At 29.8% G+C, this 12,339-nt stretch carries 12 protein-coding genes; 5 read left to right on the plus strand and 7 right to left on the minus strand.

All coding sequences use genetic code 11. The features are described 5' to 3' along the window. Window positions 1-30: 30 nt before the first annotated feature. The gene (locus B0A78_RS00735; RefSeq protein WP_014165726.1) at window positions 31-1,644 is read right to left on the minus strand and encodes a galactose-binding domain-containing protein; all 1,614 of its coding nucleotides are present in this window, start codon (window positions 1,642-1,644) and stop codon (window positions 31-33) included. Window positions 1,645-1,817: 173 nt separating this feature from the next. Here B0A78_RS00735 and B0A78_RS00740 point away from each other — a divergent pair, with 173 nt between their 5' ends. Next, window positions 1,818-2,873, plus strand: coding sequence for a ferredoxin--NADP reductase (locus tag B0A78_RS00740; RefSeq protein WP_065213867.1), 1,056 nt, complete (start codon window positions 1,818-1,820; stop codon window positions 2,871-2,873). A gap of 30 nt (window positions 2,874-2,903) precedes the next feature. Here B0A78_RS00740 and B0A78_RS00745 read toward each other — a convergent pair whose 3' ends face one another. Beyond that, complete coding sequence (locus tag B0A78_RS00745; RefSeq protein ID WP_060381341.1) at window positions 2,904-3,932, minus strand: glycosyltransferase family 9 protein; 1,029 nt, start codon at window positions 3,930-3,932, stop codon at window positions 2,904-2,906. Between the two features lie 81 nt (window positions 3,933-4,013). Continuing rightward, window positions 4,014-4,616: a DUF4254 domain-containing protein gene (locus B0A78_RS00750; RefSeq protein ID WP_065213868.1), complete on the minus strand. Its 603-nt coding sequence runs from the start codon at window positions 4,614-4,616 to the stop codon at window positions 4,014-4,016. 30 nt (window positions 4,617-4,646) lie between these two features. On the opposite strand from B0A78_RS00750, the gene B0A78_RS00755 reads away from it, so the two are divergent. Continuing rightward, the gene (locus B0A78_RS00755) at window positions 4,647-5,642 is read left to right on the plus strand and encodes a glycosyltransferase (RefSeq protein ID WP_225556526.1); all 996 of its coding nucleotides are present in this window, start codon (window positions 4,647-4,649) and stop codon (window positions 5,640-5,642) included. 3 nt (window positions 5,643-5,645) lie between these two features. Beyond that, window positions 5,646-6,299, plus strand: coding sequence for a uracil phosphoribosyltransferase (gene upp, locus B0A78_RS00760; protein ID WP_014165731.1), 654 nt, complete (start codon window positions 5,646-5,648; stop codon window positions 6,297-6,299). Here the strand turns inward: upp and B0A78_RS00765 are convergent. After that, the gene (locus B0A78_RS00765) at window positions 6,294-7,226 is read right to left on the minus strand and encodes a DUF6427 family protein (RefSeq protein ID WP_014165732.1); all 933 of its coding nucleotides are present in this window, start codon (window positions 7,224-7,226) and stop codon (window positions 6,294-6,296) included. The two genes, upp and B0A78_RS00765, sit on opposite strands and share 6 nt — an antisense overlap. A 47-nt stretch (window positions 7,227-7,273) precedes the next feature. Between B0A78_RS00765 and B0A78_RS00770 the strand changes: the two genes are divergently transcribed. Then, window positions 7,274-7,504, plus strand: a complete 231-nt coding sequence (locus tag B0A78_RS00770; RefSeq protein WP_014165733.1) for a DUF6341 family protein — start codon at window positions 7,274-7,276, stop codon at window positions 7,502-7,504. A gap of 74 nt (window positions 7,505-7,578) precedes the next feature. Here the strand turns inward: B0A78_RS00770 and purD are convergent, their stop codons facing one another. Then, a complete protein-coding gene (gene purD / locus B0A78_RS00775; RefSeq protein ID WP_014165734.1) occupies window positions 7,579-8,859 on the minus strand; it encodes a phosphoribosylamine--glycine ligase in 1,281 nt (426 codons plus the stop codon). A gap of 90 nt (window positions 8,860-8,949) precedes the next feature. On the opposite strand from purD, the gene B0A78_RS00780 reads away from it, so the two are divergent. After that, window positions 8,950-10,260 carry a phenylacetate--CoA ligase family protein gene (locus tag B0A78_RS00780; RefSeq protein WP_014165735.1) on the plus strand — a complete coding sequence of 437 codons (1,311 nt, stop codon included), beginning with the start codon at window positions 8,950-8,952 and terminating at the stop codon, window positions 10,258-10,260. On the opposite strand, the gene B0A78_RS00785 is transcribed toward B0A78_RS00780, so the two are convergent. Together B0A78_RS00785 and B0A78_RS00790 are read right to left on the minus strand one after the other, a co-directional pair. After that, on the minus strand, window positions 10,257-11,009 hold the full coding sequence (locus B0A78_RS00785) for a glycosyltransferase family 2 protein (protein ID WP_014165736.1): 753 nt from the start codon (window positions 11,007-11,009) through the stop codon (window positions 10,257-10,259). The two genes, B0A78_RS00780 and B0A78_RS00785, sit on opposite strands and share 4 nt — an antisense overlap. Beyond that, window positions 11,010-12,338, minus strand: a complete 1,329-nt coding sequence (locus B0A78_RS00790) for an exopolysaccharide biosynthesis polyprenyl glycosylphosphotransferase (protein WP_014165737.1) — start codon at window positions 12,336-12,338, stop codon at window positions 11,010-11,012. Window position 12,339: the final 1 nt, after the last annotated feature.

Here is a 12,339-nt window from a genome sequence, read left to right on the forward strand (position 1 = left end):
ACTTTTGGGACTTTTAAGATTATAATTTTTCTACTCAATAGCAAGTTTACTTTTCGAATTATTACTATCTAAAATATATGTACCTTTGGTTAACATATCAGTATCAATAGTTATTGAATTATCTTTGCTTTTTTTATTGAAAACCTTTTTCCCTGTTAAATCAAAAATTTGAACCTCATTATCTTCTAATTTTTCAAAATTTATAGTTAATTGTTCACCTTTTTTTATTGGATTTTTAAAACTAAATTTAACATTTTTATTTACAGATCTTACCTTAGTATTTACTAAATCTCCATGAGCAATAAATTCTGATATATGAACACCTTGGTTTACGGAATTAAAACTCATATCTACCTTGAAATATCTAGCTTGAACTGGTTTATCAAAGGTAAATGTATTTCCAGCTTTTGTAGCATTAGAAGTATCAGATTTGTCAGCTACCTGAGTCCAACTTACTCCATCAATAGATGAAAAAACAGTATATTTATAATATCTAGTATCTTTAAAATAGTTAACTACAGTTATATCATTAACATTATAGTTAGCACCTAAATCCACTTTCCACCACTGTGGATAAGCTGTATTCCCCCAATAAGTATCAATATTTCCATCATTCGCTTTCGGACCATCTGTTGATGGTATATCTGAACCACTAACTGTTGTTGTTTTGTTTAATGCAATATTATTAGTGGCGGCATATGGATTCCCACCTAAATCTGAGCTAAGATTTACTAATTGTGCATGAATATCTGCTACATCTCTTATACTTTCTGTTAAGAACCATTTCTCATAATTTGTTCCAAAGTGTCTATTAGGTCTATATCCTTTGGCTACAATTCCAGATATCATCGCTCCAAATGTAGACACTTTCTTTATAATTTCAGCATTTGAAAGTAAAGGGATGTCTAAATTTGATAATTGATAGTCTGTGTGTAATTTCGAATTAAAACCAGTTATACCATCCATAGCTTCTAGTGCTAAAACTGACGTAATATAATGATCCGCATGATCACCAGGATTAATTGTCATATCTACATCTGTAGAATAAACATTTGATGTGGTACTCTTTTCTGTATTAAAAATAGCTTTTATTGTCTCTTTTAATTCTGACCAAGTATAAGTTGCTGTACCCGTAACATTTGTGATAGTCGATATACTTCCTTTTTTTAATTTTTCAATACTTTGATAATTATTTGCAGAATAACCATTCATATTCAAACTACAACAATCTCCGTTTGGTAAATCCAGAAAATACATAGTAATATTATTTCCATAAGTCCATTTGCGTACTTTTTTACCAGCCATTAACACTTCTGTAGTCGTTTCATTGAAATTTAAAGGCAAGTTTCCATTCGTATAACAATATTCTAAGGCTTTTTTGTAACCGTTATCACGAGCTTCATAAAAAGGTGTTTTAATACCTACCCCAGCATCAGGGGTATAAACACCATCATGTGCTCCTTGATCTGAAGCACTCGTTACAATTGCAACTGTCTTAACACCTGAGCTTACTTTATCAAATAGTGGTACACCACAAAAATAAACCGCATCATCTTGATGGGCATGTACAAAAAAGGTTGTTTCTTGTGCCTTTATTGATAAGCTTGTAAAAAAAGCAGCACATAATAAGTAAATTTTTTTCATAGATATTTATTTTTTTCAAATATAAAACAAAAATCCTTTTTAAATTTTATTCTAAAAGTCCAAAAAAAAGAGCAAAAAGGACTTTTAAAGTAATATTATTAAATTATTACATTTATAAATTACAATTTATAAAAGTTAATATTTTTTTACCTTTGTAGTATAAAACAAAACTTATGTCAATATTCTATAAACTATCTATAAAAGAAGTAAAAAGAGAAACTCCTAATGCTATTTCAATAGCTTTTAATGTTCCTTTAGAATTTAAAGATTTTTATCAATTTAAAGCAGGACAATACGTTACAATTAAATTAACTTTAGACGGTCATGAAATAAGAAGGGCATATTCTTTATGTACCGCTCCTTCTTCTGGAGAATTTTGTGTAACAATTAAAGCTATAAAAAACGGAACCTTTTCAAAATTTGCAAATGAACAATTAAAAGAAGGACACATACTAGATGTTGGTTTGCCTGAAGGACGTTTTTGTTTTGAACCACAAGTGGATCGTCAACGAAACTACATGGGGTTTGCGGCTGGTAGTGGTATCACTCCTGTAATGTCTATTTTGCAAACCGTTTTATTAGAAGAACCTAAAAGTTCTTTCGTGTTAGTTTATGGAAATAAGACATCTAATGAAACCATTTTTCACAATCAATTAGCTGAATTGCAAAAACAATTTCTTGGCAGGTTAACGGTACACTATGTGTACAGTCAAGAAGAAATAGAAGGACAATTAGCAGGTAGAATTAATAAATCAGTCGTTCATACAATTCATGAAAAACATATTGGTCAAGAGTTTGATAAATATTTTTTATGTGGTCCAGAGGAAATGATCAATGATGTTAATAGTACTCTAAAAGAAAAAGGTATAGCAGAAAAAAATATAAAATTTGAATTATTTTCAACTTCACCAACAATTGAAAATAATTCATCTTCTTCTGACACTTTTGAACACACAAAGATTACAGTAACACTAGATGGTGATGAAGAATCTTTTGAAATGTCTACAAAACAAACATTGTTAGAAGCTATCTTAAAACAAGGTATGGACGCTCCTTATTCATGTCAAGGTGGTGTTTGTAGTAGTTGTATCGCGCGAGTTACCTCAGGAAGCGCTATTATGAAGAAAAATTCTATCCTAAGTGATAAAGAGATTTCAGATGGTTTAATTTTAACTTGCCAAGCGCACCCAACATCTGCTGAAATCAGTATTGATTTTGATGATGTATAAAAAATAATTTTGAAAAAGGATTTGGGTTGTTTATAAATCTAAATCCTTTTTAATTTTATTAATTATTATTTCTGGTTCTATAGTACGCATTACGTCTTCATACCCCTCTACTTCTTTATTGCCATAAACGGAAGTTGGCAACATTGGATATTTTTCTCTATCAGCTGTGAGACAATTTTCTAAAGGTTGATTAAAAGGACTAAAGCCTGAATAAGGATGAGTTGCTCCCCAAAGTGTTATAACATTAACTCCCAACATAGAGGCGATATGTCCATTCCCTGAATCCATAGAAAGCATCAAATCTAAATTAGAAATTAAATTTAATTCTTCTTGAAGCTTAATTTTACCTGCAACTACCTGAACGTTGGGATAATCTCTCTTAAGTTGATATAATTTTTCTATTTCTTTTTTTCCTCCTCCAAATAGGAATATTTTAATCGTTTCTTTTGCTAAGCCGTCTACAACTTTTTGCATCAAATCTAATGGATATATTTTAGACTCATACTGAGCAAATGGTGCTATTCCTATCCATTTATTCATTTTATTTCCTGTTATACCAAGAATTTGATCCGATAATAAGGCTTTATCTGGAAACTGAGGATTTAATAGATCAAAAGAAAATCCTAAACGAACAAGCGTATCTTTATGTCTTTCAAACATGGATTTTACAGGAGCAAAAACTTTATTTTTAGGTCGAGTTAATGCCTTGTTATCCTTACGTTCTTTATCTGTAAATGCTACTTTTTTTCCATTGACTGCAAATAAACCTCTAATAACTTTTGAACGAAGTACATTATGAAAATCAGCAACAGCATCAATATTTAATTTTTTCAAATCATTGTATAATCGGACAAGTCCAATCATTCCTTTATGTTTTTTATTCAGATCTACTGGAAAAAAACTAACATTTTCTAAACCGTTGAAAAAAGGCTGAAAGAAGGGACGTGAAACTACTGTAATTTTCAACTCGGGATGTTTTAAGGATAAAGCCCTTAAAACAGGAACTGTCATAGCAACATCTCCCATAGCTGATAAACGAATAATCAATAGATGCTTCATAATATTTTTTTAAAACCCAAAAACATTGATAATGTAAAGAACTTATCTTATCAATGTTTTTCTGAAATTAAATTAGAATCATTATTTATTTTGATACAAAACAGGGTTTAATTCTTCATCGTTGTACATCTTCATTTGTTTATAAACCTTCATGTACTTATCTCCTTTTTCAATATCTTCGATCAATTGACTTATTGAAATAAACATATCTTTCTTTTGCTCTAAAAGAATACTTAATTTTTCTTGACATTTTGCCCTATGCTCTTTTGTAGCTGTTAATCGAGTAGCCTCTTCATTCATGTGATAAATCTTAAGAGCTAAAATAGATAATCTATCAATAGCCCAAGCTGGACTTTCTGTATTAATACGGGCATCTGCTTTTACCTGAACAGTCTCATATTTTTTAAGAAAATAACTATCTATGTATTCTACCATATCTGTACGCACTTGATTTGAAGCATCAATTTTACGTTTTAAATCTAAAGCTGCTATGGGATCAATTTGAGGATCACGAATAATATCCTCATAATGCCATTGAACGGTGTCCACCCAATTTTTTGCATACAACAAATGTTCTATAGAACCTTTCTCATAAGGATTTGTAATTTCTTGATAAACATCGTCTTTTATATGATACTCTTGAATACTTCTTTCGAATATAGGAAAAGCAAATTCTGCGAACATAGGTACGTTATTAAAATGTTCCACAAAATTATGTATTTTTACGAAATTAATTCATCTTATATGAACCTTAATTTTTTATTTAATAGTGGAAAAAATCCTAAATGGAAATACTACCTAGGCAATATTCTTTTAAATATCGTGCCAAAATTTATATTTAGGAGTCAATATCCAAAATTAATTATAGATTTTAATACAAGACCAGACAAAGATTATATACTTGAAAGGGTAAATTATTACAACAAATTAAATAAAAACAACAGCTTACCTCCAAACGCTAAGCGACTAAAAGATAACAAAATAGAAAAAGCTGGATCTGTATACTATTACGATACAGAATTTATAACAAGATATTTCAATCCTAGTCTTAAGTTTTTTAGTTGTTATGGAGATATAACTCACATCCCTAATGAACCTTCTATATTAAAAAGTAGACCTATTTTGGGAAATAATCAAAATAGTATATTATTAAATCTTGATAAGGTAAGACATTTTATTTTTTTAAAAGATGGTAAGACATTTGATAAAAAAATCAATAAAATAATATTTAGAGGCAAAATAATAGGTAAGCAACAAAGAATAGATTTTATGAATAAATTCTTTAGCAATCCTTTGTTTGATCTTGGAGATGTTTCAAAAAACGTGACAAAAAAAGAATGGAAAGTTCCTAAAAAAACATTATGGGAACATCTAGACTACAAATTTATTATGGCATTAGAAGGCAATGATGTGGCTAGTAATTTAAAATGGGTTATGTCATCTAATTCAATTGCTGTAATGCCCAAACCTACATACGAAACATGGTTTATGGAAGGAAAATTAATTCCTGATTTTCACTATATAGAAGTTAATGCTGATTTTTCTAATTTGGAAGAAAAAATAAATTATTATATAGAAAATCCTTCGGAAGCAAATCAAATTATTAAAAATGCAAACACATACTGCAAGCAATTCTATGATTCAAAAAGAGAAAAAATAATAGGCTTACTTGTCATGAAAAAATATTTTGAAAAAACCAATCAAATTTAATCTATGAAAATACATCATATCTCTGAACAAAATAGCGTTTTAAATCATTTCTTAGCCGAAATAAGAGATACAAACATACAAAAGGATCGTATGCGTTTTAGAAGAAACATAGAACGCATTGGTGAAATCATGTCCTACGAAATAAGTAAAACATTCCATTATGAAAACATTGAGGTAAAAACACCCCTTGGAATAAAACATACTACAAAATTAGTGAACTCTATTGTTTTATGTTCTATCCTTCGTGCAGGACTTGCCCTACATCAAGGTTTTATGAACTACTTTGATGAGGCTGAAAACGGCTTTATATCAGCTTATAGACACCATTATAATCATGATGACCACTTTGAAATATTAGTAGAATACCAAGCGACTCCTTCTTTTGAAGGCAAAAGCCTTATTCTTATAGATCCCATGTTAGCAACAGGACAATCTATAGTTGCGGTGCTGAACAAATTATATTCAGAACACCAACCTAAAGAAATTCATATAGCAGTAGTCATTGCAGCTCCAGAAGGTATAGAGTACTTAGAAAAAAACTTACCTAAAAACACGCATTTATGGATTGCCTCTATAGATGAAAAATTAAACGAAAAAAACTATATAGTTCCAGGCCTTGGCGATGCTGGCGATTTAGCATACGGTGAAAAACTATAATATTTGTAACAAATAAGTCACCAAACTAGCTAATGCTAACAAAAGGACTATTCCCTCTTTTAACCAAATTTTCTTGATTTTTTCTAGATAATTGGTCAACATGATAGCTACGGGTACAAAAGTATATATCAAGTAGCTATTATGTTTTTCAGGCATTACAAAATAAATTGCTAACCCTATTATAAAAGCAAATATAACTTTACGGTAAGAAGATATTAGATGAGACATCTTACTCTGTAAAATGAACAACATACTTACAAAGGCAATTAAAGAAGCTACTACATAAATTGCTACCGCTATATTTTGAAAAACATTGGTTAAATCTTTTACGGTAAAATCAACATAAATCTGTTGAGGGTATAATGTTAAAAATTCAGGATAAAAGGCTAAAGAAAACATCAATCCAATAACTAAAACAGTAAAAAAAGCTATAAAAGGAATAAGCCAATTACGATAATCTCTTGACACATGGAGTATAATAGAGGAAAAAACGAGTAACAAAAACAATATACACCAAAAATTAATTAATGAAGCCAAAAAAACCCACAAGGAAGCGTCAAAAATCTTCTCTTTAGGTGTAATCATAGAATGCATAGAAATTAACCTTCGTAAAGCCAATAGTATAAAAGCATTGGAGAGAATTAATTTAAGATCCGATAATGTATCTGGAAATAAAATTAAAAAAATAAAAAACAATAAAAAGGTATAACTGTTATCTTTACTTAATCCGTTTTTCTTTGTAATGAAATTAGTAATTAACAAAGACCCCACCAATAATACTAATAATACCAATTTTTGTCCAATCTGTATTGCTGTTAGATCTGACGTACTGATATTGAATTGGTAAAACAAAAAACTAACTACCAATAAAATTATAACTATTACATAATTTATTGGTCGAGATTTACTAAAAACACTTGTAATCATAAGTATATTTTATATTTTTGCTGTGTAAATATAATACATTCGTCATGATGAAATCAATTTTTGAAGCAATTCAATGGTTATTTGAAGCTATTTTACTTGCTCCACACGACTTAATGCGCTCCGCGGAGTTAGAAAACTGGTGGGTTGCAAACCTTATTAACTGGGTATTATGGGCTATTATTTGTTATTATATTTGGTATTGGATTAAACAATTAAAAATATTCAAAGATAGTAACGAAGACCAACAAGATACGACCGCTCATTCGTTCTTAAAATAATAAAAAATGCCACGATCTGATTGTGGCATTTTTTATTATATTCAGCTATACAAAACTGTCGATTTTTGTATTTATTATAGTGTATTTAGATCCTTTCCTATATCTTTTCGAAAATACATTTTTTCAAAAGAAATCTTGGCAATACTATCGTATGACTTGGTCAAAGCTTCGGTAAAAGTTGTCCCGTAAGAAGAAATTGCCAGTACGCGTCCTCCAGTTGTTACTACAGTTTTTTGTTCTTTTTTAGTTCCTGCGTGAAAAACAATAGAATCCGTTACATTTTCGATTCCGGATATTACTTTTCCTTTTTCATACTCTTCTGGATACCCTCCTGAAGCTAGAATTACGGTAGTTGCTGCTCTTTCATCTGTTTCTAAAATAACTGAATCCAACTCTTCTTTTGCTATTCCTTGAAATAATTCTACTAAATCTGATTTAATACGAAGCATTACTACTTCTGTTTCTGGATCTCCCATACGTACGTTATACTCTATAACCATAGGCTCTCCTTTTATATTGATTAATCCAATGAAAATAAATCCTTTGTAATCAATCCCTTCTCTTTGCAAACCTTCAACCGTTGGTTTCACAATACGGGTTTCTACCTTTTCCATAAAAACGGCATCAGCAAATGGCACTGGCGAAACGGCTCCCATACCTCCAGTATTTAGACCTTTATCTCCTTCGCCTATGCGTTTGTAGTCCTTAGCTGTGGGTAAAATTTTATATGATTTTCCATCGGTTAAAACGAAACAGCTTAACTCGATACCGTCTAAAAATTCTTCAACCACTACTTTTGAAGAAGCGTCTCCAAATTTAGCATCAACTAACATATTTCGTAATTCTTGTTGTGCCTCTACCAAATCATTCAGTATTAAAACTCCTTTGCCTGCTGCTAAACCATCGGCTTTCAATACATAAGGCGCTTCTAAAGTGGTTAAGAATTTACATCCTTGTTCAACCGTATCTTTAGTAAAACTTTCGTAACGAGCCGTTGGGATATTATTTTTTACTAAAAATTGTTTTGCAAATTCTTTACTCCCTTCTAATTGAGCCCCTATTTTTGAGGGGCCTATAACAGGAATATTTTGTAATTCTAAATCGTTTTTAAAATAATCATAAATACCATTTACTAATGGGTCTTCTGGACCTACTACGATCATTTCAACTTTGTTTTCAATTACAAAATTCTTTACCTCATTAAAATCCAATGGATTAACAGAAATATTGGTTGCTATTTGCGCCGTTCCAGCATTTCCTGGTGCCACAAATAATTTTGTACATTTTGAACTTTGGAGCATTTTCCAAGCCAAAGCGTGCTCTCTTCCGCCTGAACCTAAAAGTAAAATTATCATCGTGTTGTGTTGTTGTTTTAAGTTGTAAAAATAGTCCGTTTAAAATTATTATGAAAACACTTGTTTTCTTATTTTTGGAAAAAAAGAAATATGTTTCGTTTTTTCGATTGGAGTTTAAAATTGAATGGTTTTCCTATAAAAGAAGCACAAGCGGAATTTGACGCTATCCTTGCTCTTTCTAAAAAATCACCTGTTGAATTTATCGAAAAAAGAAAAAAAGAAATTCTAGAATATCACTTACGTAATAATAGTTATTACAAAAACTTCATAGGCAATACACATATTGAGCATTGGGAAGATATTCCTCTAATGACCAAAAAAGATCTACAAAAACCGCTAAAAGAAAGACTCTCTAAAGGTTTTACTGAGAAAAATGTTTTCAAAAATAAAACTTCTGGTTCTAGTGGAGATCCTTTTGTTTTTGCAAAGGACAAATACGCTCATGCTCTTACTTGGGCATCTATAATTTACCGATTTAGCTGGCATGGGATTAATTTTAATACAAGTTATCAAGCGCGATTTTATGGCATTCCTTTAGATTTTTCAGGATATGTTAAGGAGCGAATCAAAGATTTTTTAAGCAATCGGTATCGATTCCCAATTTTTGATTTATCAGATGCTGTATTAGAAAATATTTTACAAAAATTTAAAAAAAAGAAATTTGATTATATCAATGGTTATACGAGTTCAATAGTTCTTTTTGGTAAATTTTTACAACGAAAAAATATAATTTTAAAAGAGGTATGTCCTACTTTAACTGTTTGTATTGTAACTTCAGAAATGCTATTTGATGAGGATAAAAATTTAATAGAAAAACAATTTGGTATTCCTGTAATTAATGAATATGGTGCTTCGGAATTAGATTTAATTGCTTTTCAGGACACAAATAACACTTGGCAACTTAATAATGAGACATTATTTGTAGAAATAGTAAATGAAAAGGGGCAAACATTACCTTTTGGTCAAGAAGGACGTATCGTCATTACCTCTCTCTATAACAAAGCACATCCTTTTATACGGTATGATATAGGAGATATAGGGATTATTGATGAAAAAAGTTCTCCTACAAGACCTTTACTAAAAAAATTAGTAGGACGAACTAATGATATAGCTATTCTACCAAGTGGTAAAAAATCACCTGGTCTTACTTTTTATTATGTCACAAAAAGCATCATAGAAGATGACGGAAATGTAAAAGAATTTATTATTAAACAAACCAAACTCAATACGTTTGAAATTGATTACGTAAGTGAAAAAGAATTAAGTTTAGAACAAATTCAGAAAATAAATCAGGCGATCAATTTATATTTAGAACCTGATTTAAATTTTATTTATAATCGAAAAAGTGTATTGTTAAGAAATAAGAGAGGGAAATTAAAACAATTTCAAAGTCAACTTTAATTTCTATATTTTAAAAAACCTCTAATAGTCCATTGAATCATATAATAAGCAGATTCTAAAAAAGATAATCTTTCAACCTCTCTATAAAATTGCCATTGATATTTTACCAGTGCTTTTTTATTTCGAGATAGAGAATTTTGTCTGATTCTATAAATTGCTTGTGGTTCTTGAATACCATAAGCATAGGGTATTTCTTTTAAATATTTCAACCACAATCCCATATCTTGTCTTTTCAAAATATTAGGCATTTGTTTTACGCCTAATACTTTTACATTTAAGAAAGCAGTCAAACAACTGATTGAATTTGTTTTTAATATATCTGTATAAGTAACTTTTTGTGGAACTATAAAATCAGAATAAACAAATTCTAAATTTTCATTTGCTCTCTTGTATGACGAAAAAACAAAATTAATCCCAGTTTCTTGTATTGTTTTAACACTTGTTTCAATAAAAGAAGAAAACCAAATATCATCTGCATCCAAAAAGGTCATATAATCTCCTTTTACCAATTTGATTACTTCATTCCTTGCTTTTGATGCACCTGAATTTTTAGCTAATCTGGTTAAACTAATACGATTATCTTTATCCATAAAATTAAGAATGGTTTCGACTGTTTTATCCGAAGAACCATCATCTACAATCAACATTTCCCAATTTGTGTAAGTTTGAGATTGAACCGATCGTATGGTTTCTGCTATATATCGTTCAGAATTATACGTTGGCGTTATAATAGAAACTAATTTATCCATTTAGTACGCTTTTTCATCTCCTAAAATGAATTTTTTAAGAGTCACTAAAATAATTTTTATATCTAGTAAAAGGGTCCAGTTTTCAATATAAAACAAATCAAATTTTAATCGGTCTTCTACGTCTTGATCCGTAAGAATTTCCCCTCGACATCCTTTAATTTGAGCAAGGCCTGTAACTCCTGGTTTGATATAATGGCGCTCCATAAATTTATCAAAACGCTTAGCATAATCCTCATTAACACTCAACATTTGAGGGCGAGGACCAACCACTGACATATCTCCTAATAAGACATTAATAAACTGAGGCATTTCATCTATACTTGATTTTCTTAAAAATTTACCGAGTGGGGTAACACGCTCATCTCCCTTAGATGCTAATTGTATATTTGCCAATTTATTAATTTTCATTGAACGAAATTTAAAACAATAAAAACTCTCATTATTAATTCCGTGTCTTTCTTGTTTAAAAAAAACAGGTCCTTTAGAATCTAATTTAATTAAAAGTGCAATCAAAGGAATAAGCCAAGAAAGCACGAAAAGGATAACTAAAAATGAAAAAAGGATATCAAACAAACGCTTTATCCAATGATTAAACCATAATTCCAAAGGTGTTTTTCTAATTGAAATCAAAGGAATATATCCATAATAATCTAAAGACATATTATGAGAAAGTGCGGAATTATCGGGTATTAATTTTATGGTCTTAAAGTGGTTGTGCGCATAGGCAATGACATCATCTGAATACTCTTTTGAAATACTATTCAAATCGCAATAAATTTCATCTATTGACTGTTCTTTAATTATTTTTTTTAGTTCTAAAAAAGAAGTGTTCTCAGAAATCATTGAGTATAATCTATACCCCAAGTCTTTATTTTCTTTAAAAAAATCAGCTAATTCTATTGCTTTTTCTTTTTTACCTATAATAATTACTCTTCTGTAATTACCTCCTAAAAGCTGACGATATTTCCTTAAAGAATAATATATCCCGAATTTAAAAAAAGTAACAAAAAGGGTTAAACAAAAAAGGTATTTAAAAACTAATTGATGAGTAACTCCTTTTTCTAAAATAAAAATAAGTGTAATAAATACGAAAGAAAATATTGATAAATGTCTAATAATCTTAAAAAATATTTTAACAGGAGCTGTAAAACGAAATACTTCGTAAAACTCTGTAAAATTAGATGTAATCGTCCAAACAACAAGTAAAGAGATGATTTCTTTTAGATTAAATGTAAGAACAGGAAATAACAACAGCAGCCAAACAATCAAAAGAAAGTCGACTAAATAAGAAATAGGTCTAATATATTTTGAGTATCTACCTACTGCCATT

It is taken from the genome of Flavobacterium columnare NBRC 100251 = ATCC 23463, assembly GCF_002530675.1.
GTDB classification, from domain to species: Bacteria; Bacteroidota; Bacteroidia; order Flavobacteriales; family Flavobacteriaceae; genus Flavobacterium; species Flavobacterium columnare.